General features: G+C 68.9%; 22 protein-coding genes. 16 read left to right on the forward strand and 6 right to left on the reverse strand.

Annotated elements, in window-relative coordinates; translation table 11 throughout:
• Positions 1 to 58: 58 nt before the first annotated feature.
• Positions 59 to 1483, reverse strand: a complete 1425-nt coding sequence (gene dacB / locus RT97_RS03740) for a D-alanyl-D-alanine carboxypeptidase/D-alanyl-D-alanine endopeptidase (RefSeq protein WP_042577443.1) — start codon at positions 1481 to 1483, stop codon at positions 59 to 61.
• 37 nt (positions 1484 to 1520) lie between these two features.
• On the reverse strand, positions 1521 to 2108 hold the full coding sequence (locus RT97_RS03745; RefSeq protein WP_042577444.1) for a GDP-mannose pyrophosphatase: 588 nt from the start codon (positions 2106 to 2108) through the stop codon (positions 1521 to 1523).
• A gap of 80 nt (positions 2109 to 2188) precedes the next feature.
• Here RT97_RS03745 and RT97_RS03750 point away from each other — a divergent pair, with 80 nt between their 5' ends.
• Genes RT97_RS03750 through pyrF form a run of 5 tightly spaced genes read left to right on the forward strand, consistent with a single transcriptional unit; the run spans position 2189 to position 5945 of the window.
• A complete protein-coding gene (locus tag RT97_RS03750; RefSeq protein WP_042577530.1) occupies positions 2189 to 2962 on the forward strand; it encodes a DeoR/GlpR family DNA-binding transcription regulator in 774 nt (257 codons plus the stop codon).
• A 48-nt stretch (positions 2963 to 3010) separates the two neighbouring features.
• Positions 3011 to 3751: a tRNA (adenosine(37)-N6)-threonylcarbamoyltransferase complex dimerization subunit type 1 TsaB gene (tsaB, locus tag RT97_RS03755; protein WP_042577445.1), complete on the forward strand. Its 741-nt coding sequence runs from the start codon at positions 3011 to 3013 to the stop codon at positions 3749 to 3751.
• Positions 3748 to 4290, forward strand: coding sequence for a ribosomal protein S18-alanine N-acetyltransferase (gene rimI, locus RT97_RS03760; RefSeq protein ID WP_042577446.1), 543 nt, complete (start codon positions 3748 to 3750; stop codon positions 4288 to 4290). The genes tsaB and rimI overlap by 4 nt, the downstream gene beginning before the upstream one ends.
• A complete protein-coding gene (locus RT97_RS03765) occupies positions 4290 to 5087 on the forward strand; it encodes a uracil-DNA glycosylase family protein (RefSeq protein WP_042577447.1) in 798 nt (265 codons plus the stop codon). Before rimI ends, RT97_RS03765 begins: the two co-directional genes overlap by 1 nt.
• Before the next feature lie 33 nt (positions 5088 to 5120).
• Positions 5121 to 5945 (forward strand): orotidine-5'-phosphate decarboxylase, encoded by an 825-nt coding sequence (gene pyrF, locus RT97_RS03770; protein ID WP_042577448.1) that lies wholly within the window; start codon positions 5121 to 5123, stop codon positions 5943 to 5945.
• A 4-nt stretch (positions 5946 to 5949) separates the two neighbouring features.
• Here pyrF and RT97_RS03775 read toward each other — a convergent pair whose 3' ends face one another.
• Entirely contained in the window at positions 5950 to 6684 is a 735-nt protein-coding gene (locus RT97_RS03775) for a helix-turn-helix domain-containing protein (protein WP_042577449.1), read from the reverse strand.
• 139 nt (positions 6685 to 6823) lie between these two features.
• On the opposite strand from RT97_RS03775, the gene RT97_RS03780 reads away from it, so the two are divergent.
• From RT97_RS03780 to RT97_RS03810, 7 genes are all read left to right on the forward strand, one after another.
• Complete coding sequence (locus RT97_RS03780) at positions 6824 to 7681, forward strand: hypothetical protein (protein WP_042577450.1); 858 nt, start codon at positions 6824 to 6826, stop codon at positions 7679 to 7681.
• 139 nt (positions 7682 to 7820) lie between these two features.
• Positions 7821 to 9776, forward strand: a complete 1956-nt coding sequence (locus RT97_RS03785) for an MFS transporter (protein WP_042577451.1) — start codon at positions 7821 to 7823, stop codon at positions 9774 to 9776.
• A 117-nt stretch (positions 9777 to 9893) separates the two neighbouring features.
• Positions 9894 to 10391, forward strand: coding sequence for a YiaA/YiaB family inner membrane protein (locus RT97_RS03790; protein ID WP_042577452.1), 498 nt, complete (start codon positions 9894 to 9896; stop codon positions 10389 to 10391).
• A gap of 44 nt (positions 10392 to 10435) precedes the next feature.
• Positions 10436 to 10894, forward strand: coding sequence for a hypothetical protein (locus tag RT97_RS03795; protein ID WP_155403718.1), 459 nt, complete (start codon positions 10436 to 10438; stop codon positions 10892 to 10894).
• Positions 10891 to 11676, forward strand: a complete 786-nt coding sequence (locus tag RT97_RS03800; RefSeq protein ID WP_042577454.1) for a DUF2145 domain-containing protein — start codon at positions 10891 to 10893, stop codon at positions 11674 to 11676. The genes RT97_RS03795 and RT97_RS03800 overlap by 4 nt, the downstream gene beginning before the upstream one ends.
• 24 nt (positions 11677 to 11700) lie before the next feature.
• Entirely contained in the window at positions 11701 to 12765 is a 1065-nt protein-coding gene (locus RT97_RS03805; RefSeq protein ID WP_042577455.1) for a zinc ribbon domain-containing protein, read from the forward strand.
• Between the two features lie 181 nt (positions 12766 to 12946).
• Positions 12947 to 13324 carry a DUF3597 domain-containing protein gene (locus tag RT97_RS03810; protein ID WP_042577456.1) on the forward strand — a complete coding sequence of 126 codons (378 nt, stop codon included), beginning with the start codon at positions 12947 to 12949 and terminating at the stop codon, positions 13322 to 13324.
• A gap of 111 nt (positions 13325 to 13435) precedes the next feature.
• On the opposite strand, the gene RT97_RS03815 is transcribed toward RT97_RS03810, so the two are convergent.
• Positions 13436 to 14236 carry an SDR family NAD(P)-dependent oxidoreductase gene (locus RT97_RS03815; protein ID WP_042577457.1) on the reverse strand — a complete coding sequence of 267 codons (801 nt, stop codon included), beginning with the start codon at positions 14234 to 14236 and terminating at the stop codon, positions 13436 to 13438.
• A gap of 137 nt (positions 14237 to 14373) precedes the next feature.
• On the opposite strand from RT97_RS03815, the gene RT97_RS03820 reads away from it, so the two are divergent.
• Entirely contained in the window at positions 14374 to 14745 is a 372-nt protein-coding gene (locus RT97_RS03820) for a hypothetical protein (RefSeq protein WP_253278118.1), read from the forward strand.
• A 20-nt stretch (positions 14746 to 14765) separates the two neighbouring features.
• On the opposite strand, the gene tgt is transcribed toward RT97_RS03820, so the two are convergent.
• Positions 14766 to 15938, reverse strand: a complete 1173-nt coding sequence (gene tgt, locus RT97_RS03825; RefSeq protein WP_042577458.1) for a tRNA guanosine(34) transglycosylase Tgt — start codon at positions 15936 to 15938, stop codon at positions 14766 to 14768.
• A gap of 8 nt (positions 15939 to 15946) precedes the next feature.
• Positions 15947 to 16990, reverse strand: a complete 1044-nt coding sequence (queA, locus tag RT97_RS03830; protein ID WP_042577459.1) for a tRNA preQ1(34) S-adenosylmethionine ribosyltransferase-isomerase QueA — start codon at positions 16988 to 16990, stop codon at positions 15947 to 15949.
• A gap of 127 nt (positions 16991 to 17117) precedes the next feature.
• On the opposite strand from queA, the gene RT97_RS03835 reads away from it, so the two are divergent.
• From RT97_RS03835 to recG, 3 genes are read left to right on the forward strand one after another with little or no spacing between them, the layout of a single operon-like run.
• Complete coding sequence (locus RT97_RS03835; RefSeq protein WP_042577460.1) at positions 17118 to 17789, forward strand: DUF4166 domain-containing protein; 672 nt, start codon at positions 17118 to 17120, stop codon at positions 17787 to 17789.
• Positions 17786 to 19282, forward strand: coding sequence for a TIGR01777 family oxidoreductase (locus RT97_RS03840; protein WP_042577461.1), 1497 nt, complete (start codon positions 17786 to 17788; stop codon positions 19280 to 19282). The genes RT97_RS03835 and RT97_RS03840 overlap by 4 nt, the downstream gene beginning before the upstream one ends.
• An 11-nt stretch (positions 19283 to 19293) precedes the next feature.
• Entirely contained in the window at positions 19294 to 21420 is a 2127-nt protein-coding gene (gene recG / locus RT97_RS03845; RefSeq protein WP_042577532.1) for an ATP-dependent DNA helicase RecG, read from the forward strand.
• The last annotated feature ends 15 nt before the right edge of the window (positions 21421 to 21435 follow it).

The raw sequence follows: 21435 nt of genomic DNA on the forward strand, positions 1-21435 counted from the left end.
TACAGAAGTTTTCAGTACACCCCGGTGCGGCCTACCAGGCTGAAGCAGCCGTTGCGGGTCAGTTGTCCTGCGCTGCCCAATCGACCAACGCGTCGAACGCGGCGCGCGTGGCCACCGCGTTCTCGCCGTTGGCGATGGCCACCAGCACATAGCGCCGGCCGCTCGCGCCGTGCACGTAGCCGGCCACGCCCGAGGCATCGCGCAGCGTGCCGGTCTTCAGGTGCGCGGCGCCGCCCGAGCGCAGCGCGCGCTTCTTCAGCGTGCCATCGACGCCCGAGGCGGGGAGCGACGACATCAGCTCCGGCATCACCGGCGAGCGCCACGCCACCTGCAGCATCTTGCCCATCGCGGCGGCGCTGATGCGCTCGTCGCGCGAGAGGCCCGAGCCGTTCTCGAACACCGGCTGCGCCTCGCCGGTGCCGATGCGGTCGCGCCACCACTGGCCCAGCGCGCTGCGCGAGGCCTCGAAGGTGCCTCGGTTCTTCTGCGTGAGGCCGATGGTGAGGAACACTTGCTGCGCCATCACGTTGTTGCTGTACTTGTTGATGTCGCGGATCACCTCGGCCAGCGGCGGCGAACTGAACTCGAAGGCCGGCTTCAGGCCCGCGGGCACGCGCCCTTCGCGCATCTGGCCGCCCACGCGTCCGCCCATCTCGGCCCACATGCCACCGAGCGCGCGCAGGCTGTAGGTGCGCGGATCGCCGTACGCCACGGCCCAGCTCTTCTCGCCGCAGGTGGCCGGAAAACCGCCGTTGAAGCGGATGCGGTTGACGTCGCTGAAATCGGTCTTGAGCGCGGTGCGCCAGTCGCCGCATTCGCCGGGCACGAGCGGCACCGTGGCCGGCATCGCCACACTCGCGAGCGGCGGCTCGTAGCTCACGCGCGCGATCTGCCCGGCGCGGTCGGGCGCGAAGGTCATGTTGACCGACTTGAAGTTGATCAGGAGCGCATCGGGCGATGCGTTGTAGGGGCGCAGCGGCTCGCCGTCGAAGGCGCTCGGGTCGTTCTCGACCGTGTTCTCGAAGGCGCTGCGGTCGATGACGATGTCGCCGCTCACCGTGGTGATGCCCAGGCCCTGCACGTGGCGCAGCATGAGCCACACGCGCTCGAGCACCAGCTTCGGATCGCCCTGGCCCTTGATGTAGAGGTTGCCGTTGAGCACGCCGTTGCTGACCGGGCCCTCGACGTACACCGGCGTGTTCCAGCTGTAGGCGGGCCCGAGCAGGTCGAGCGCCGCGTAGGTGGTGACCAGCTTCATCATCGACGCCGGATTCACCGGCACCTGCGTCCTCCATGCCAGGCGCGGCGGACGCACGCCGTCGGCGTCAGCCACCAGCAGCGTCACCGTGTCGCGCGACACCTTGGCGCGTGCCAGGGCGGTTTCGACTTCGGTGGGGAGGGCCTGCTGGGCCAGGGCGCTGGCCGAGGCCAGTGCGGCCAGGCAGATGAAGAGCGGGGGGATCAGGCGAGAGGCGATGGGCATCCGGCGATTATCCCGGGCGGCCTGCCGCTTCTCGACGCTACGCCGGCACGAAGACGTGCAGCTTCGCGTGGTACAGCAGCATCACCGTCTTGGCATCGACGATGCGGCCGTCCGCCACCATCGCGAGCGCCTCGTCGATGCCCAGTTCGAGCACCTCGATGTCCTCGCCCTCCTCGGCCAGCCCGCCCCCGCTGCCGATGCGCATCGAGGGCTCGTAGGGCGCGACGAAGAAGTGCAGCTTCTCGGTCACGGAGCCCGGGCTCATGAAGGTCTCGAAGATCTTCTGCACCGTGCCGAGCCGGTAGCCCAGTTCTTCCTCGACCTCGGCGCGGATGCGCTCCTCGGGCGCCGCGTTGTCGAGCAGCCCCGCCGCGGCTTCGATCAGCAGGTCGTCGTGGCCGTTGACGAAGGCCGGGTAGCGGAACTGCCGCGTCAGGAGCACCGTGCGCTGCGCGAGGTTGTAGGGCAGCAGCGTCGCGCCGTTGCCGCGGTCGTAGGTCTCGCGGTCCATGCGCTGCCACTGGCCGTCGTTGCGCCGCCACTCGAAGCGGGTGGTCTTGAGCACGTACCAGTTGTCGGAAAGGAGGGTGGTTTCGTGCACCCGGACGCGGTCTTGGAGGGTCATGGGCGGCGAGCATAGGCGCGAATTCGTGCAATAACAAGAAATTTCGTGCAGAAAGCGTGCAGCGCGGCTACCATCGGCCGATGCTCACCCGCCAGCGCAAGCAACACATCCTCTCGGTCCTGCAGCGCGACGGCAACGTCGTGGCCAAGTCGCTCAGCGAAGAACTCGCGCTCTCCGAAGACACCATCCGCCGCGACCTGCGCGAACTGGCGGCCGAGGGCCTGTTGCAGCGCGTGCACGGCGGCGCGCTGCCCATTGCGCCGGCCGACACCGATTTCGCGAGCCGCCAGCAGCTCGCGCCCGACGAGAAGGTGGCCATCGGCCGGGCCGCGGCGCGGCTGGTCAAGCCGGGGCAGGTGGTCTTCATCGACGGCGGCACCACCGCCGTGCAGCTCGCGCGCCACCTGCCGAAGAAACTGCAGGCGACGGTGGTCACGCACAGCCCCTCGGTGGCGATCGAGCTGGTCTCGCACACGCAGCTGGAGGTGGTGCTGATCGGCGGGCGCCTGTTCAAGCATTCGCTGGTGGCGATCGGTGCCGCGGCCATGGGCGCCATCGCGCGGGTCCATGCCGACACCTTTTTCATGGGCGTCGCGGGCGTGCATGTCGAGGCGGGGCTGACCACCGGCGACATCGAGGAGGCCGAGATCAAGCGCGCGCTGATGGCGGCATCGGCCGAGACGGTGGTGCTGGCCTCGTCCGAGAAGCTGGGCGTGGCGTCGGCCTGGGTGATCAATCCGGTCACCGCGGCGACGAGCCTGCTGGTATCGCCCGACGCTCCGCCCAAGGCGCTGGCGCCGCTGCGCAAGGCCGGGCTCGCCATCTTGCGCAGCGACGACCCCGGTGCCGGCTGATTTGCCCCAGCCTGGGCGTGCCCCCGGAGCGCCCTCGATAATCGGGGGATGCCCATCGCGTCCCGCTTCCTCGCCTTCGACACCAGCACCGAGCACCTTTCGGTGGCGGTACAGAACGGCGAGCAACTGCTTGCGCACAGCGGCGCGGGCGGCGCACAGGCCTCGACAACGCTGCTGCCGCTGATCCAGCAATTGATGGCCGACGCCGGTTTGAAGCTGGCCGATCTCGATGCGATCGTCTTCGGCCGCGGGCCGGGGTCGTTCACGGGCCTTCGCACCGCCTGCTCGGTGGCGCAGGGCCTGGCCTTCGGCGCCAACGTGCCGCTGCTGCCGGTCGACACGCTGCTGGCCGTGGCCGAGGAGGCGCGCCACGCCTTCGGCGCCCGGCAGGTCGTGGCGGTGCTCGATGCGCGCATGGACCAGCTCTACGCCGCCCGCTACGACTTCGATGCCGCCGGCCCGCTCGGCGATGGCGGTGAAGGCGGTGACGGCGAGCCGCTGCTGCTCTCGCCCGAGGCGCTCGAGGTGCCCGCCGGCTGGTCGCTGGCCGGCAATGCCTTTTCTGCCTACGGCCCCCGTCTTGCGCCCGCCACCGCCCGCCACGAGGTGCTGCCCACCGCCACCGCGATGCTGCGGCTGGCCCCGGCGCTGCTCGCGGCCGGGCGGATCGTTCCGGCGGCGCAGGCCTGGCCGCTCTATGTTCGCGATAAAGTGGCGCAAACCACCGAGGAGCGCGCTGCCATCAAGGCGGCCGCTGCCGCAGCCGTTACTCCACCCGCCACCGCATGAGCGCCGTCCTCCAGCCCGTCGAAGCCCGCCTCGAGCCGCTCACCGTCGAGCGGATCGACGCCGTCTGTGCGGTCGAGCAGACGGCCTACACCCACCCCTGGACGCGCGCGAACTTCACCGATTCGATGGCCGTGGGCTACCACTGCCAGTGCCTGCTGGCGCCCGGGCTGGCGAAGGGCGTGACCTCGCCGGTCACGGGCCTGGGCGAAACGCTCATCGGCTACTTCGTCGCCATGAAGGGCGTGGACGAGGTGCACCTGCTCAACATCACCGTGGCGCCGGCTTTCCAGCGCCAGGGCTGGGCGCCGCTGATGCTGGAGGCGCTCACCGGCTGGTCGCGCGCCGAGGGTGCGCAATGGCTCTGGCTCGAGGTCCGCGAGAGTAACCGGCGCGCGCTGGAGATCTATGCGCGGCAGGGCTTTCGCAGCGTGGGTGTGCGCAAGGGCTACTACCCGGCGTTCGAAGGCAAGCGCGAAGACGCGGTCGTGATGAGTTTGCGTTTGAACGAAACAGGCTCCGCCTGGGGAGCCCTGAAGTAATGAATGCGGTGCAGACACTGAAGCTCGATGCGCGCCAGCGCGCGATGCTCGACGAGATGCGGGTCAAGGTCTGGTGGCCGGTGCCCGAGGCCGCCGAGGTGGCCGAGGTCGTCGAGGCTGCGCCCGTGGCGGAGCGGGCGGTCGACGTGGCGCCGGAACCGGTCGCCGAGCGCCATGTGCCGCGAGCGCCGGTCGCTGCGCCTTTGCCGGTCGCAAGGCCGGTGGCCGCACCCGCGCCGGCCGCACGCCCGACCGCGCCCGCCGCACAGGGCGCCGCCGTGCTCGTCGAAGCGCCCTGCCGCCTCTATGCCGATGCCGCCGGAGCTCCGGCTTCTCCGCAAGGCGGCTGGCTCGTCGTGGCCGACATGCCCCCCGAGGCCGACGGCCGCCACGGCGAGCCGTTCTCGGGCGACGCCGGCCGCCTGCTCGACAACATGCTGCGCGCCCTGAAGCTGCACGACGGCAAGACGCCGGTGCACCTCATGCGCACGCATCGCGGCGTGGCCGCCGGCCATCCCGGCAGCCCGCGCCAGATGGCCGAAGCCTTCGGCGAACACGCCGCCACGCTCGCGCCGAGCGTCGTGCTGGCGATGGGCCCGCTGGCTGCTCAGGGCCTGATGCAGAGCGGCGATCCGCTGGGCAAGCTGCGCGGCCGCGCGGTGCCGCTGGCATCGGCCAATGGCGTGCCGGTGGTGGCGACCTACCACCCGGCGTACCTGCTGCGAAACCCCGCCGACAAGGCGCGCGCCTGGGCCGATCTCTGCCTCGCGGCCGAACAGCAAGCGCCGTCGACCTGAGACTGCCCGATGGGGTCCTTAAAATCGGCCCCCATGACTTTTCTCGACAAGCTGGCCGCCGCACAGCAAAAAAACGGTTCGTTGCTCTGCGTGGGGCTCGATCCCGAGCCGGCCAGGTTCCCCGGGGGATACAAGGGCGACGCCGCCAGCATCTATGACTTCTGCGCGCGCATCGTCGACGCGACGGCCGACCTGGTCATCGCCTTCAAGCCGCAGATCGCCTACTTTGCCGCACACCGCGCCGAAGCCCAGCTCGAAAAGCTCATGGAGCACATGCGCCGCAACGCGCCCCATGTGCCCGTGATCCTGGACGCCAAGCGCGGCGACATCGGCTCCACCGCCGAGCAGTACGCCATCGAAGCCTTCGAGCGCTACGGCGCCGACGCGGTGACGCTCTCGCCCTTCATGGGCTTCGACTCGGTGGCGCCGTACCTCAAGCACGAAGGCAAGGGCGCCTTCCTGCTGTGCCGCACCAGCAATCCGGGCGGCGCCGACCTGCAGGGCCAGCGCCTGGCCGATATCGAAGGCCAGCCTTTCCTCTACGAGCACGTCGCCAAGCTGGCGCAGGGCCCGTGGAACCTCAACGGCCAACTCGGCCTCGTGGTGGGCGCGACCTACCCGGCGGAAATCGAGCGGGTGCGCGCACTTGCGCCGACGGTGCCGCTGCTGATTCCGGGCGTCGGCGCCCAGGGCGGCGATGCGGTCGCCACCGTGCGCGCCGGCTGGCGGCCCGACGCGCCGATCATCGTGAACTCGTCGCGGGCGATCATCTACGCCTCGTCGGGCGAAGACTTCGCGGATGCGGCCAAGAATGCGGCCCGCGCGACCCGCGACGCCCTCGAAGCGGCCAAGCCCTGAACCGTCAGGCTCTCCGGAGCCGGGTGAAGAGCTCGAACTCCCAGTTGCGCATGCCCAGGAGCAGCGTGTAGCCCTCGCGGTCCTTGGCCGACAGCTTCTGGTCGGTCTGGTGCTGCTGCGCGAAGTCCTGCGCCACGCGCTGCAGGCGCTCCAGGAACGCCGGCGCCAGCGAGCGGCTGATCGAGCCGTGCACCAGCAGCAGGCCTTCGGCCGGGCCGTCGAACCCGCCGCGGTAGTAGTCCAGCACCACGTTCTCGCGGAAGAACTCCATCACAGGGCCGTGCGGCCGCCAGCGGAAGGTCTTGGCGAGCTTCAGGCGATACCGGTTGAGCGGGCGCAGCTCGATGATGCCGATGCGGTCCAGCTGCGCGAGGCAGCCGATGCACTCGGCCTCGCTGATCCGGTAGGCGGTCACGATCTGTTCCAGCGTCCACTGGCTCAGCACGCTGATGGCCACCAGCAGCAGCTTCTTGTCCTTGACCACCGCTTTCTCTTGCTCGTGCGTCAGTTCCTTTAGGAGCGGCTGGGCGTCGGCCACGCGGCGGGCCAGTTCGGCGAAATCGATCTTCAGGGCCCGGCAGATGGCGTCCACGCGCGACAGCGGCATGTCGCTCTTGGCCAGCATCCGCTTGACGCTGGATTCGGCCATGTCGAGCGACCGAGCCAAGTCGGCGTAGGTCATGCGGGCGCTTTTGAGTTCGTTCTTGAGGGCGAGTACGAGGTCGACGGTGGTGCTCATGAAGGGTGCGTGGCGCTGGGTGGGTATTAGAAAAAGATACCGTTGGGTGTGAAATAGTGCCTCGTATCGATTCTCGATGCCTCCAGAGCGACTGGCAACTAAATTCCGCGGCTCGTTACCCACCCAACCGAGGTCCGCCATGCTCTTGCCCGCTCTCAGCCGCCGTGAACGCGCCCTGCTCGTCACCTTCGCGCTGCTCACGCTCGTCGCCTTCTTCGGCCCCGCGTTGCCGGCGGCCGACGTGGCGTTCGCCTCGGTGTTCGCCGATGACCGTGGCTGGCACGGCCTGCCGAACGCGATGGACGTGCTGAGCAACCTGCCGTTCGTGGTGATCGGCTTCCTCGGGCTCTATCGCCTCAACCGCATCGACCGCTCGCACCAGGAGGCGCTCTCCGAGTACCCGCTGGCGCCGCCCGCCAGCGATCCGCCGGACAACACCCTGGACTGCGCCTGGCTCTTCTTCGCCGGCCTGATCGCCACCGCTGCCGGCTCGGCCTTCTATCACCTGATGCCCGACGCCCCCCGGCTCGCGGCGGACCGCGCCGGCATGGCGGTGGCCTTCGCGGGGCTCATCGGTATCGCGGTGTGCGAGCGGGTGAGCCAGCGCACCGGCTGGCCGGCGGCGTGGTTCGTTCTCACGGCGGGCCTGCTGGCGGCCGAGGTGGCACAGGAAACCGGCAACGTCATGCCCTGGGCGCTGGTGCAGTTCGGTGGCATGGCGCTGGTGCTCACCCTGGCGCTGGCCGCACCGATGCGCGGCGCGGTCGGGCTCAAGCTGGGCTGGGTGATCTTTTTCTACGCGCTGGCCAAGGCCTTCGAGCTGGGCGACCGCCAGATCTACGAGGCGACGCATCACCTGGTCTCCGGCCACACGCTCAAGCACCTGACGGCGGCGCTCGCGGGCCTGCCGGTGCTGCTGGCGCTCAGGACGATGGAGAAGGGCTGGCAAGCCGATTTGCTGCGGCACAATCCCGACGCAGCCGCTGTGACGGCGTGAACTGGAACGACCCCCAGGCTTCGCGCACTGCGTGTCGCTGTGCCGACCCCCTGGAGGGGGCAACGCCGGCGGCCCGGCAAGGCCGGTTCCGCGGCGTTTTCCGAAGGTGCAGTAGAAAACCAAGAGGAGAATTCTTCGAATGACGACCCCCGCTGCTGCCGCCACCCCCATGGCGCCTCACGAAGCGAACGCCCACGCCAACCAGTTCGCCTTGCTCAAGCAGCGGCGTTTCGCGCCTTTCTTCTGGACCCAGTTCGCGGGCGCGGCGAACGACAACCTCTTCAAGTTCGCCTTTACCGTCATGGTGACCTACCAGCTGCAGCTGAGCTGGATGCCGCCGGCCATGGCGGGCCTGGCGATCGGGGCGCTGTTCATCCTGCCCTTCCTGCTGTTCTCGGCCACGGCCGGGCAGCTCACCGACAAGTTCGACAAGACGAAGATGATCCGCTTCGTCAAGAACCTGGAGATCGCGATCATGCTGATCGCCGCCTGGGGCTTCGTCACGGCCAATGCGGTGGTGTTGCTGGGTTGCGTGTTCCTCATGGGGCTGCACTCCACGCTGTTCGGCCCCGTCAAGTTCGCCTACCTGCCGCAGGTGCTCGATTCGCGCGAACTCACCGGCGGCAACGGCATGGTCGAGATGGGCACCTTCGTCGCGATTCTTCTCGGCCAGGTCGCGGGCGGCCTCCTGGTGGCGGTGCCGCAGATCGGCCACACGAGCGTGGCCGTGGCCTGCGTGCTGCTCGCGCTGGTCGGGCGGGCCGTGGCGCAGGCCATTCCGCAGGCGCCGGCCACCGACCCGGGGCTGGTCATCAACTGGAATCCCTTCAGCGAAACCTGGCGCAACCTGAAGCTCGCGCACGGCAACGTGGTGGTGTTCCGGTCGCTGCTGGGCATTTCGTGGATGTGGTTCTTCGGCGCGGTGTTCCTGAGCCAATTCCCGAACTTCGCCAAGGAAGTGCTGCACGGCGACGAGCAGGTGGCCTCGCTGCTGCTGGTGGTGTTTTCCGTCGGCATCGGCGTCGGCTCGCTCCTGTGCGAGACGCTCAGCCGCCGGCAGGTGGAAATCGGCCTCGTGCCGCTGGGCGCGATCGGCATGAGCGTGTTCGCGATCGACCTGTACTTCGCCTCGCGCGCGCTGCCGAAGGTGGCCGAGATGGGCCTGGGCGCCTTCGTGCACCAGCCCGCGCACTGGCGCGTGATGGCCGACCTCGCGCTGCTCTCGCTCTTCGCGGGGCTCTACAGCGTGCCGATGTACGCGCTCATCCAGCTGCGCAGCCAGCCCACGCACCGGGCGCGGATCATCGCGGCGAACAACATCCTCAATGCGCTCTTCATGATCGGCAGCTCGGTCATCGCGGGTGCGCTGCTGGGCGCGGGCTTCACGATTCCGCAGATCTTTCTCTTCACCGGCATCGCCAACGCGGTGGTGGCGTTCTACATCTTCATGCTGGTGCCCGAGTATTTGCTGCGCTTCGTGGCCTGGGTGCTGTCGCGTTTCGTCTACCGCTTCGAGATCAAGGGCGACGAGCACATTCCCACCGAGGGCGCGGCGGTGCTGGTGTGCAACCACGTGAGCTTCATCGACGCGGTGCTGCTGATGGCGGCGAGCCCGCGGCCCATCCGCTTCATCATGGACCACCGCATCTTCAAGGTGCCGGTGCTCGGGTGGCTCTTCAAGCTGGCCAAGGCCATCCCCATCGCGCCGCAGAAGGAAGACCCCGCCGCGTACGAAGCGGCCTTCGCCAAGGCGCTGGCCGTGCTGCGAGAGGGCGACCTGCTCGCGATCTTCCCCGAGGGCGCGATCACCCGCGACGGCACGCTGCAGCCCTTCAAGGGCGGCGTGATGAAGATCGTCGAAAGCGCGCGCGCCGAAGGCATCGAGCCGCCGGTGATCCCGATGGCGCTGACCAACCTCTGGGGCTCGTACTTCAGCCGCATCGAGCTGCGTGGCGGCCAACAGGTCGCCATGGCCAAGCCCTTCCGCCGCGGCTTCTACAGCCGCGTGGGCCTCAATGTCGGGCAGGCCGTGCCGCCGCAGGAGGTGCGGCCCGAGGCGCTGCAGCAGCGCGTGAGCGGGTTGCTGGCGGCCTGAAAAGTATCCCTTCGAGATACCAGTAGCGGCTCAAACCGGAACTGGTCGAAGCATTCGAGTCCCGCGGTGCGGTGGCGAACCATCATTCGCCCACCTTCACAACGCCGCGAGGCACTCATGCAAACCTTCTCATCCACCTCCGTTTCGATCCAGCGCGACACGCGGGCCTGGCAGTTCCAGGTCTGGGCTTCCTTCGCAGTCGCCGTCTTCCTCTGCGCCACCGGCTTGAGCTGGCTGCCGGGCGAGGCGCTGGACCGGGCGTTCATGGTGATGGGCTACGTGTTCTGCCTGAGCACCGCTTTCATGCTGGCCAAGTTCATTCGCGACAGCCAGCAAGCCGAAGGCACTGCCGGCCGCGATGTGCCGATGTGGCGGCTGGTGGTCTGGGGCAGCTTCTTCACCGCGATGGGCCTCACCGGCTGGGGCCTGGTCCGCATGGAGATCAACGACGCCTACAAGGCCTTCCTGGGCGTGAGCTGGCTGTTTCTCATCAGCTCGGCCTTCACGCTGGCCAAGACGCTGCGCGACCGCCATGAAGCCGACCTGATCGATGCCCGCCTGCAAGGCCGCCGCGCCGCCCGCCAGGAAGCCGCCGCTTCCGCCGCTGCCGAATGAACGCGGCCGTTTCTTCAACCATTGCCAACGAACGAAAGACCGCCATGAAAAAGTCGATTGCCACGCTCGCTCTCGCCATCTGCTGCGCGTTCGCCGGTGTCGCGGCTCCGCTTCATGCACAGGCCCAGAGCGACGCTTCGGCAGCGCTCTCGATGCTGCCCGTCGCCTCGGTGATCGGCGCGGCCTCCGTCGTCGGCGCCTCCGCCACCGCGGTGGTCGCGGTGCCCGCGGCGCTGTCGGTGGGCGGCTCGACGCTCGCCGTGGTTGCCGTCGAGGCGTCGGCCGACGGCACCGTCTATGTGCTGGAACGTGCGTCGGACGGCGCACGTGCCAGCGTCAAGGTGATGGGTCGTGCCGCCAACGGCGCGGCCGCGTCGGTCGGCACGGCTGTCGTGGTCAGCGTGATCGGCAGCGGCGTCGTGCTGTCGGCCGCGGGCGAGGTGCTGGCCTTCGTGCCGAACGCCATCGGCCGCGCGCTGCTGCACAACGAGAGGCTGTCATGAGGCGCGCGCTCGCGGTGTGCCTGCTCGCGCTCGTGGCACTGCAGGCGCAGGCCGGGCGCTCGTGCGAGCAGGTCAAGCCGACCCCGGCGCTCATCGTCAAGGGCATGCAGCTGGCCGAACGCACCTCGCAGCAGCTCGATGCGAGCGGCGCGCGCGTCGTGCTGCTGGCGCGTGCCGGGCAAGACCTCGGCAAGTACGGCCTGCGCTACTCGCACCTGGGCATTGCCTACAAGACCGACGAAGGCCCGTGGCGCGTGGTGCACAAGCTCAACCAGTGCGGCACCGCGGTGGCTGCGGTCTACCGCCAGGGGCTGGGCGAATTCTTCCTCGACGACCTGTGGCGCTACGAAGCCGCCTGGGTCGTGCCCACGCCGCAGGTGCAAGCGCAGTTGCTCGCCGCGCTCAACGAGTCGCCCTCGCGCATCGTGCGGCTGAACGTGGCGCCCTACAGCATCGTGAGCTATGCCTGGGGCCAGAAGTACCAGCAGTCGAACCAGTGGGCCATCGAGACGCTGGCCGCCGCGATGGAGCCCGCCACCATCGGCAACCGCGCGCAGGCGCAGGCGTGGATGCAGTTCAAGGGCTACGAGCCGACCACGCTGAAGCTCGGCCCGCTCACGCGGCTTGGCGGCCGCGTGGGCTCGGCCAACATCGCCTTCGACGACCATCCGAACGAGAAGCGGTTTTCGGACCGCATCGAGACGGTGACGGTCGACTCGGTCTTCGCGTGGATGCCGCGCGCGGGCCTGGGTGGGGCGCCGGTGGCGTTCAAGCTGCAATAAGAAATCCCCTGGAGAAGAAACCAAATGAGCAAGTCATTGCGCCTGTCCGAAAAATGGTTTCGCCGCGGCCTCTGGCTCGTGGCGCTGGTGTTCGCGAGCTTCCTGATCGGCCTGGGCAGCACGGTCGTCGGCGACCTGCCGCAGGTCGAGCGCGTGCGCGGCATCGACGACTTCATCGACCTGCGCGCGGCCGAGCCGCTGCGGGGCACCATCAAGGCGTCCGAAGCCACGGAGCTGCAGGCCGCGCGCGACCTCGACCAGATCCGCCTGCAGCTCGTCGCCGCACAGCAGGCCAGCGCCAATGCGCGCGAGACCTTCGGCAACTGGATCGCGACCCGCCGCGCCACCGCGCAGCCCGACCAGGACACCGAGCTCATCGCGCGCACCAAGGCGCTCGATGCGTTCAAGCAGAAGGAAGACGCCGTCCAGCGCCAGGTCAACGCGCAGCAGAAGATCATGCTCGACGCGCGCCAGGCCGAGCAGCGCGCCCGCTCGGCGCTCGCCGAGCTGGAGCGCGATGCGCAGGTGAAGCTCGATGCCGAGTACCGCCGCATCGAGCTGCGCGTGTTCGCCTACCGCCTGGCGCTCACGCTGCCGCTCCTGGTGGTGGCCGGCTGGCTCTTCGCGAAGAAGCGCAAGAGCACCTACTGGCCGTTCGTCTGGGGCTTCATCTTCTTCGCGTTGTTCGCCTTCTTCGTGGAGCTGGTGCCCTACCTGCCGAGCTATGGCGGCTATGTGCGCTACGTCGTGGGCATCGTGCTCACGGTGCTCGTCGGGCGCTACGCGATCGTCGCGCTCAACGCGTACCTCGCGCGCCAGAAGCTCGCCGAGCAGCAGCCCGACCAGGTGCGCCGCGAAGAGCTGAGCTACGACACCGCGCTCGTGCGGCTCGGCAAGGGTGTGTGCCCCGGCTGCGAACGGCCGGTGGACCTGAAGAACGCCGAGATCGATTTCTGCCCGCACTGCGGCATCGGCCTGTTCGATCATTGCGGCGTGTGCGAGGCGCGCAAGAGCGCGTTCTCCAGGTTCTGCCATGCCTGCGGCACCTCGGCCCATGCGGAGCACGCTGGCGGCACCGCGCCGGCTTGAGGGCGCGAAGGCGCTTTATCTTTGCAGCGCAGGCGGGTATTCCGCACGCGCGGGGGCCGAATTTGGCGAGCCTGTCGCCGCAAGGTGTTAGAACCTGGGCCTGCGCTGCATTTCGCACGCAGCCGGCGTTCGCTTTCATGCGTCGCCCGGCCCCTGCCACGCACGACGAGGACATCCTTCCATGAGCTTTTTCGGCAAGATTTTTTCCAAGATTTTTCCGTCGGCCAACGCCGCTGAAGTCGTCGCCGCACCGCCGGCGCCGGCACCGGGCGCACCGGCCGTTGCGGCACCGCCGCCTTCGATCCCGCTGGGTGACGTGCCTGCCATCCTGGACGCGATGCCTGGTGCCGCCGGCCTGAACTGGCGCACCTCGATCGTGGACCTGCTCAAGCTGCTGGGCCTGGACAGCAGCCTTGCCGCGCGCAAGGAGCTGGCCAGCGAAATCCTCTACAGCGACGGCGAGCCGGGTTCGGCCGAATGGAACATCGGCCTGCACAAGCAGGTGATGAGCCGCATCGCAGCCAATGGCGGCACGCTGCCCGCCGAACTGCGCGACTGATCCGGCCCCCGGACCACGCCAACGCAAAAGCCCGGCCATGCCGGGCTTTTTTGCGTCCTGCCTCGTTCCTTTTTCCTGCCTCGACGAAGAGGAGAAAGGAAGCCGAAGGCTTCAGGTCCAGCCGGCATCCACCACGTAGTCCTGTGCGGTGCACATCTTCGAGTCGTCGGCCGCCAGGAAGAGCGCCATGGCCGCGATGTCCTCGGCCATCACGCGCCCCGGCAGGCACTGGGCCGCATCGATCTCGGCGGCGGACTCGGGCTTGACCCACAGCTTGATCTGCCGCTCGGTCATCACCCAGCCCGGCATGATCGTGTTGACGCGGATGTTCTGTTTGCCCAGGTCCCGAGCCAGCGAGCGTGTGAGACCCCGCACCCCCGCCTTGCAGGCCTGGTAGACCGGGTAGCCGCGGCCTTTCATCATCCAGCTGATCGAGCCGAAGTTGACGATCGAGCCACCGCCCAGGGCGCGCATGTCTTCGGCCACCGCCTGTGCGGCAAAGAACTGGTGCTTGATATTGACGGCCACGAGGCGATCGAAGTCGTCGCTGGTCACATCGGCCATCTCGTGGCGCCGGTCGTTGGCGGCGTTGTTCAACAGCACGCCGATGGGGCCGAAGCGCGCGCGCACCGCAGCGATGGTGGCCGAGAGCGCGGCCGTGTCGGTCACGTCGCAGGCGGCGAACAGCGCGGGCGCATCGCCCTGCAGCTGGGCGGCGAGCGCCGTGCCGGCGGCCGTGTCGAGGTCGCAGAAGCCGACCTTCGCGCCCTGCGCATGGAAGGCCCGCACGAGCGCTTCGCCGATGCCGCTGGCACCGCCAGAGATGAAGACGGTGCGCCCGGCCAGCGACGGATAGCGGGCGGTGTAGGGGGAGGCGGGTGAAGCGGGGGAAGCGGGAGTGGCTGTGGTCATGGGAGTGAAGACGACGGCGGTGGAAACAGGCCACGAGCGTACCGGATGCGGCCGCCATGGTGGAAACGCGGCCTTCCGCCCGGCGTATGGCTTCCGGCCTGTGGGCAGGAGGGCGTTGCATGGATAGGCTTGCGGCCATGAACTCGTTCAATCGCCGCGCCCTGTGCAGCTTTGCGCTTCTCCCTGCCCTCATCGTGACGCGCCAGGTACGCGCCCAGGCCGCGGCGCCCATCCTGCTGTTCAAGATGGTTTCACCGCGCGACGACGTCGTGGTCGGCATCGAGGCGGCTCAGCTCGGCGCCGGCGCCACGCCGGCCGTCCAGCGCCTGGCCGCGATGCTGGCCGACAAGGGCCAGCTCACGCTCTGGCAATACGCCTCGCAGCACGGCGAGGGCGGCGCGCTGGTGCAGGCGCCGCTGCGGCAGATCGTGGTGTTCAAGAACGACCTGCTGCGCATCGAGCCGTACACCACGCCGCTCGCGATCAAGGCGCCAAGCGCCGCCAAGTAGGGCGCGCGGCGAGCTGCCGGCTAGACGCCGCGCGCGCGCTCGGCCTTGAACCGCGCGCGGAATTCCGTGAACGTGCCCGCATCGAGCGCCGCACGAATCTCGGTCATCAGGTTCAGGTAGTAGTGCAGGTTGTGGATGGTGCACAGCATCGGCCCGAGCATTTCGCCGCAGCGGTCCAGATGGTGCAGGTAGGCGCGGCTGAAGCCTTCGCGGCCGCCGTCGTTCCAGCTCACGCCCGAGGTGCCAGCGCAGGCATGGCAGGTGCAACTGGGGTCCACCGGCTGCGGGTCGCTCTTGTGGCGCGCGTTGCGCATCTTCAGGTCGCCGAAACGTGTGAACATCGTCCCGTTGCGCGCATTGCGCGTGGGCATCACGCAGTCGAACATGTCCACGCCGTCGGCCACGCCCTGCACCAGGTCCTCGGGCGTGCCCACGCCCATCAGGTAGCGCGGCTTGTTCGCGGGCAGCCGGTGCGGCGTGTGGCCCATGATGTGCAGCATCTCTTCCTTGGGCTCGCCCACGCTCACGCCGCCGATGGCGTAGCCGGGGAAGTCCATGTCGACCAGCGCGGCGAGCGATTCCTCGCGCAGGTTCTCGAACATGCCGCCCTGCACGATGCCGAACAGCGCATTCGGGTTCTCGAGCCGCGCGAATTCAGACTGGCAGCGCCTGGCCCAGCGCAGGCTCAGCTCCATCGAGATGCGCGCCTCGGCCTCGGTCGTGATGTGGCCCTTGGTGTCGTAGGGCGTGCACTCGTCGAACTGCATCACGATGTCGCTGTTCAGCACGGTCTGGATCTGCATCGACACCTCGGGCGTGAGGAAGAGCTTGTCGCCGTTGACGGGCGAGGCGAACTTCACGCCCTCCTCGCTGATCTTGCGCATCGCACCCAGCGACCACACCTGGAAGCCGCCCGAGTCGGTGAGGATGGGTTTGTTCCACTTCTCGAACTGGTGCAGTCCGCCGAAGCTCTGCATCACGTCCAGGCCCGGTCGCATCCACAGGTGGAAGGTGTTGCCCAGAATGATCTGCGCGCCCATCTCTTCCAGGCTGCGCGGCATCACGCCCTTGACGGTGCCGTAGGTGCCCACGGGCATGAAGATCGGCGTCTGCACCTTGCCGTGGTTGAGCGTGAGCGTGGCGCGGCGCGCGTGGCTGTCGGGGTCGGTCTTGAGGAGTTCGAAGTTCAGCATGGTCGTCTTCAATCTTTTTGTCGTGCCAGCAGCATGGCGTCGCCATAACTGAAGAAGCGGTAGCGGTTGGCGATGGCGTGGGCATAGAGCGCCATCACGCGCTCGTACCCGGCGAAGGCCGAGACCAGCATCATCAGCGTGCTCTTGGGCAAATGGAAGTTGGTGACGAGTACATCGACGTGCGCGAAGGCGAAACCCGGCGTGATGAAGATGCGCGTGTCGCCCGTCGCCTCGCCGCTCTTGGCCCACGATTCAAGTGTGCGAACGGTGGTCGTACCGACCGCGACCACGCGGCCGCCGCGCGCCTTGCACTCGGCGATCGCGCGCTGCGTGGCTTCGGGCACCTCGTAGCGCTCGGCATGCATCGTGTGTTCGGCGATGTTTTCGGTCTTCACCGGCTGGAAGGTGCCCGCGCCCACGTGCAGCGTGACGTTGGCTCGTTGCACGCCCCGCGCTTCGAGCGCGGCCAGCAGGCCTTCGTCGAAATGCAGCGCTGCGGTCGGTGCGGCCACCGCGCCCGGCACGCGCGCGAACACGGTCTGGTAGCGGCTCTCGTCGTCGGCCGAATCTGTGTGCGTGATGTAGGGCGGCAGCGGCACGTGGCCGCAGCGCTCCATCAGCAGGTAGGGGTTCTCGCCGGTATCGCTCTCGAAGGCGAAGCGGAACAGCGCGCCGTCTTCCTCGGGCCAGCGGCCCAGCAGCGTGGCGCGAAAGCCGCCGACCATCTGCAGCGTGGTGCCCACCGGCGGCTTCTTGCTGACCTTCATGTGCGCCACCACCTCCTGGCCCTGCAGCACGCGCTCGACCAGCAGTTCGAGCTTGCCGCCGGTCGGCTTCTCGCCGAAGAGGCGCGCCTTGACCACGCGCGTGTCGTTGAAGACCAGCAGGTCTCCCTCGCGCAGCAGCGAGGGCAGGTCCTTGAAGATGCGGTCGGCCGGTGCATCCCCTGTGCCGTCGAGGAGACGGGAGGCGGTGCGTTCGGAGGCGGGGTGCTGCGCCACCAGGTCGGGGGGCAGGTCGAAATCGAAATCGGAGAGCGTGAAGGCGCGCATGGTGCTTGAGGGCCGGACGGGCCCGTGCCAAGGAGGCATGGAAAGGGAAGAAACCGCGGGAAGGCGGCGATTGTCCCATGCCCGGAATCAGGGGGCCGGCGCGGGGTTGCCGAGGCAGAATCGACGGATGGTCGATTCATCCGTCGCGCGCGTTCCGCTGGCGCCTCCTCCCTCCGAAGGCGAACTCTTCAAGAAGATCCTCGGACGCGCCTGGCAGGGCCTGCACCCGGACATCCGCCGGCGCTTCGACAGGAACCCGTCGCCCGGCAAGGCGCTGCATTACCTGGGCGCGTTGAGCGAGCTGCGCTGCTCGCGCTTCGGCAAGCTGCTGGGGCACCTGACGCAGCCGTTGATCCAGGGCGCGTTGATCCCCTACAGCGACAGCCACTTCCCGGTCGAGATCCAGGTCTACGCCAGGCCCGACGACCCGGCCATCTACAAGCAGCGCATCTACCGCCTGCACGGGCGCAAGCCCATCCAGTTCACCAGCTTCATGCGCGAGAGCGAACGCGGCGAGGTGCTGGAGTACGTGGGCATGGGCCTGGGCATGAAGCTGGTGCTGAGCGTGGAAAACGGCAGCCTGCATTTCCAGAGCGACGGCTATTTCTGGGACGTGCTCGGCTGGCGCATTCCGCTGCCCGGCGTGTTCACGCCCGGCAAGACCTTTCTCTGGCACCACAACGAAACGCCCGAGCGCTTCAACATCCGCATCGAGATCCGGCACTGGCTCATGGGCACGACCTTCACCCAGGTCGGCGTGTTCGAGGAAGTGGCCGATCCGGGGGGCGCCGCCGCATGATCGACACGCACCTTCTGGCGTTGCAGCTCATGGCAGCGCAGGGGCTGATGGGCGCGTTCGACACGCTCTATCACCACGAAGGCACCGAGGCGCTCGCGCAGCGCAACACGGCGCGGCGCGAGCTGGCGATCCATGCGGTGCGCTCGTCGATCTACTGCGCGATGTTCATCGGGCTGTCGTCATGGGCCTGGCATGGCGCGTGGGCCTGGGTGCTGCTGGCCGTGTTCGGCGTGGAGATCGTGCTCACGCTGTGGGACTTCGTGGTCGAAGACGGCAGCCGCCTCCTGCCGCCGACCGAGCGCGTCACGCACACGGTGCTGGCCATCAACGCCGGCGCGTTCATCGCGCTGCTGGCGATGAATGCAGTGGACTGGGCCGCGCAGCCGACGGCGCTGGTGTGGCAGCCGCAAGGCTGGCTGGGTGCATTTCTCGCGCTGTGCGGCGCAGGTGTCGGCATCTCGGGGCTGCGCGACGGGCTCGCGGCACGCGCATTGTTCCGGCGCACGGCGCAGGAAGAGGCGCGCGCCGCCGAGGCGCCGGTGCATTTCGGCACGCGGCCGCAACGCGTGCTGGTGACCGGCGGCACCGGCTTCATCGGCCAGACCCTGGTGCGCCACCTGCTGGCCGATGGCCATGCCGTGACCGTGTGGACGCGCGACGCGCGTTCGGCCGCATGGAACTTCGGCGGCGCTGTGCGCTGCGTGCAGCGGCTCGACCAGATCCCCGAGACCGACCCGTGCGACGTGGTCGTCAACCTCGCAGGCGCGCGCATCCTCGGCCAGCGTTGGAGCGAGCGGCGCCAGCGGCAACTGCTGCAAAGCCGCGAGGGGCTCACCCGCACGCTGGTCGAATGGATCGCCACGCGTCCGCGCAAGCCCTGGCTGCTGCTGTCGGGCTCGGCCATCGGCTACTACGGGGTGCAGCCGCAAGGCGATGCCACCGAACTGGCCGAAGACGCGCCGCCGCAGGACATCTTCATGTCGACGCTGTGCCAGCGGTGGGAGCAGGCGGCGCAGGCCGCGACGGCGCACGGCGTGCACGTGGCCTGCATGCGCTTCGGATTCGTGCTCGGCCACCAGGGCTCGTTGCCTCAACTGCTGCTGCCCGTGGCGCTGGGCATGGGCGGCCGGCTGGGGAGCGGGCGGCAGTGGCTGTCGTGGGTTCATGTGCACGACGTCATCCGCGCCATGGCCCATGTGTGGAGTGCTGCCGAGCATGCGAGAACCGACAGGCCCGCGACCGCGCAGGCCTTCAACTTCACCGCACCCGGCGCACTCAGCCAGGAGGAATTCACCCGCGTCGCCGCGAGCGTCATGCACCGGCCCTTCTGGATGCCGACGCCCGCAGCGCCGGTCAAGCTCTTGCTGGGCGAACAGGCCGACCTCCTGCTCGAAGGCCAGCGCGTGGTGCCGGCCCAGTTGCTGCAGACGGGATTTCGTTTCGCGTTCCCCGATGCCCGCAGCGCCTTGACGGACCTTTGCCGGCCGCGATAGAAGCCTTGCCCGTGCCCGCCAAGAAAGCTCCCTCCACGCCGGTAGACGCCGCCACCGCGCCGTCGCCGCCGCAGCCACCCGGCTCGGGCCTGAGCCTCGTGCAGCGCGCCCTGCGCAAGCTGGGCCTCGTGCGCGACATCGACTTCGCGCTCTACCTGCCGATGCGCTACGAGGACGAGACGCGCATCGTCAAGCTCGCCGACACGCGCGACGGCGACATGGCGCAGGTGGAGGGCGTGGTCACCGAGTGCGAGGTGGTGTACCGCCCGCGCCGCCAGCTGATCGCCACCATCGACGACGGCAGCGACACCTGTCAGCTGCGCTTCTTCAACTTCTACCCCTCGCAGCAAAAGCAGCTCGCGATCGGCGCGCGGGTGCGCGTGCGCGGCGAGATGCGCGGCGGCTTCGTGGGGCGGCAGATCATGCATCCCACCGTCAAGGCCGCGGGCACTTCGCTCCCGGAGGCGCTCACGCCTGTCTATTCGACCGTCGCCGGCCTGGCGCAACCGGTGCTGCGGCGCGAGGTGCGCTCGGGCCTCGCACGCGCGGTGCTCGACGAGACGATTCCGGTGCAGATCGGCCTGCGCGGCGCGTGGGACCTGCGCAGCTCGCTGACCTTCCTGCACTACCCCACGCCCGATGTGGCGATGGCGACGCTCGAAGACCACAGCCATCCGGCCTGGCAGCGCATCAAGGCCGAGGAATTGCTCGCGCAGCAGCTCTCGCAATTGCAGGCCCGGCTGGAGCGTGCGGCGCAGCGTGCGCCGGTGCTGCCTTCGTCGCCGCAGCCCGTGGCGACTTCGCTGCATGCGCAGTTGCTCGCGGTGCTGCCTTTCGGCCTGACCGGCGCGCAGCAGCGCGTGGGCGAGGAGATCACGCGCGACCTCGGCCGCGAGATTCCGATGCACCGGCTGCTGCAGGGCGATGTCGGCTCGGGCAAGACCGTGGTGGCGGCGCTCGCGGCGGCGCGCGCCATCGACGCGGGTTTCCAGTGCGCGCTGATGGCGCCGACCGAAATCCTCGCGGCCCAGCACTTCGGCAAGCTCGTGGGCTGGCTCGATCCGCTCCTGGCCGCGCGCGGCCTGCGCGTGGCCTGGCTCACCGGCAGCCAGAAGAAGAAGGAGCGCGACGCGATGTCGGCCGCGGTGGAGAGCGGCGAGGCCGCGCTGGTCATCGGCACGCATGCGGTCATTTCGGAGAAGGTGCGCTTCAGGAACCTCGCGCTCGCGATCATCGACGAGCAGCACCGCTTCGGCGTCGCGCAGCGCCTTGCCTTGCGCGGCAAGGCCGTGGGCCACCTCGAGCCGCACCTCTTGATGATGAGCGCCACGCCCATCCCGCGCACGCTCGCGATGAGCTACTACGCCGACCTGGACGTCTCCACGCTCGACGAGCTGCCGCCGGGCCGCACGCCCATCGTCACCAAGCTGGTGGCCGACCACCGGCGCGACGAGGTGATCGACCGCATCCAGGCGCAGATCGCGCAGGGCCGGCAGGTCTACTGGGTGTGCCCGCTGATCGAGGAGAGCGAGGCGGTCGACCTGCGCAACGCCACCGAGACGCGCGACGAGCTGGCCGAAACGCTCGGGGACGCCATCCACGTCGGCCTGCTGCATTCGCGCATGCCGACGGCCGAGAAGCAGGCGGTGATGGCGGCCTTCACTGCCAACGAGATCCAGGTGCTGGTGAGCACCACGGTGATCGAGGTGGGCGTCGATGTGCCCAATGCGTCGCTGATGGTGATCGAGCATGCCGAGCGCTTCGGGCTCTCGCAACTGCACCAGCTGCGAGGCCGCGTGGGGCGCGGTGCCGCGGCCTCGGCCTGCGTGCTGCTCTACGCACCGGGCGACAGCGGCCGCGTGGGCGAGGCCGCGCGCGCACGGCTCAAGGCGATGGCCGAGACGGGCGACGGCTTCGAGATCGCGCGCCGCGACCTGGAGATCCGCGGCCCCGGCGAATTCCTGGGCGCGCGCCAGTCGGGCGCGCCGCTGCTGCGCTTTGCCGACCTGACCACCGACACGCTGCTGCTCGACTGGGCCCGCGAACTCGCGCCGGTGATGCTCGAGAGGCACGCCGAGCTGGCCCAGCGGCACATCGATCGCTGGCTCGGCACCAAGGCCGAATACCTGAAGGCCTGAGCGACCGCGCGGTGT

Origin of the sequence: Variovorax paradoxus (assembly GCF_000834655.1) — a bacterium.
Lineage (GTDB): Bacteria > Pseudomonadota > Gammaproteobacteria > Burkholderiales > Burkholderiaceae_C > Variovorax > Variovorax paradoxus_F.

Excerpts from the sequence above, each read along its gene's own strand:
- dacB (WP_042577443.1), bottom strand. The coding sequence starts at position 1,483 with ATGCCCATCGCCTCTCGCCTGATCCCCCCGCTCTTCATCTGCCTGGCC.
- RT97_RS03745 (WP_042577444.1), bottom strand. The coding sequence starts at position 2,108 with ATGACCCTCCAAGACCGCGTCCGGGTGCACGAAACCACCCTCCTTTCC.
- RT97_RS03750 (WP_042577530.1), top strand. The coding sequence starts at position 2,189 with ATGCTCACCCGCCAGCGCAAGCAACACATCCTCTCGGTCCTGCAGCGC.
- tsaB (WP_042577445.1), top strand. The coding sequence starts at position 3,011 with ATGCCCATCGCGTCCCGCTTCCTCGCCTTCGACACCAGCACCGAGCAC.
- rimI (WP_042577446.1), top strand. The coding sequence starts at position 3,748 with ATGAGCGCCGTCCTCCAGCCCGTCGAAGCCCGCCTCGAGCCGCTCACC.
- RT97_RS03765 (WP_042577447.1), top strand. The coding sequence starts at position 4,290 with ATGAATGCGGTGCAGACACTGAAGCTCGATGCGCGCCAGCGCGCGATG.
- pyrF (WP_042577448.1), top strand. The coding sequence starts at position 5,121 with ATGACTTTTCTCGACAAGCTGGCCGCCGCACAGCAAAAAAACGGTTCG.
- RT97_RS03775 (WP_042577449.1), bottom strand. The coding sequence starts at position 6,684 with ATGAGCACCACCGTCGACCTCGTACTCGCCCTCAAGAACGAACTCAAA.
- RT97_RS03780 (WP_042577450.1), top strand. The coding sequence starts at position 6,824 with ATGCTCTTGCCCGCTCTCAGCCGCCGTGAACGCGCCCTGCTCGTCACC.
- RT97_RS03785 (WP_042577451.1), top strand. The coding sequence starts at position 7,821 with ATGACGACCCCCGCTGCTGCCGCCACCCCCATGGCGCCTCACGAAGCG.
- RT97_RS03790 (WP_042577452.1), top strand. The coding sequence starts at position 9,894 with ATGCAAACCTTCTCATCCACCTCCGTTTCGATCCAGCGCGACACGCGG.
- RT97_RS03795 (WP_155403718.1), top strand. The coding sequence starts at position 10,436 with ATGAAAAAGTCGATTGCCACGCTCGCTCTCGCCATCTGCTGCGCGTTC.
- RT97_RS03800 (WP_042577454.1), top strand. The coding sequence starts at position 10,891 with ATGAGGCGCGCGCTCGCGGTGTGCCTGCTCGCGCTCGTGGCACTGCAG.
- RT97_RS03805 (WP_042577455.1), top strand. The coding sequence starts at position 11,701 with ATGAGCAAGTCATTGCGCCTGTCCGAAAAATGGTTTCGCCGCGGCCTC.
- RT97_RS03810 (WP_042577456.1), top strand. The coding sequence starts at position 12,947 with ATGAGCTTTTTCGGCAAGATTTTTTCCAAGATTTTTCCGTCGGCCAAC.
- RT97_RS03815 (WP_042577457.1), bottom strand. The coding sequence starts at position 14,236 with ATGACCACAGCCACTCCCGCTTCCCCCGCTTCACCCGCCTCCCCCTAC.
- RT97_RS03820 (WP_253278118.1), top strand. The coding sequence starts at position 14,374 with ATGAACTCGTTCAATCGCCGCGCCCTGTGCAGCTTTGCGCTTCTCCCT.
- tgt (WP_042577458.1), bottom strand. The coding sequence starts at position 15,938 with ATGCTGAACTTCGAACTCCTCAAGACCGACCCCGACAGCCACGCGCGC.
- queA (WP_042577459.1), bottom strand. The coding sequence starts at position 16,990 with ATGCGCGCCTTCACGCTCTCCGATTTCGATTTCGACCTGCCCCCCGAC.
- RT97_RS03835 (WP_042577460.1), top strand. The coding sequence starts at position 17,118 with ATGGTCGATTCATCCGTCGCGCGCGTTCCGCTGGCGCCTCCTCCCTCC.
- RT97_RS03840 (WP_042577461.1), top strand. The coding sequence starts at position 17,786 with ATGATCGACACGCACCTTCTGGCGTTGCAGCTCATGGCAGCGCAGGGG.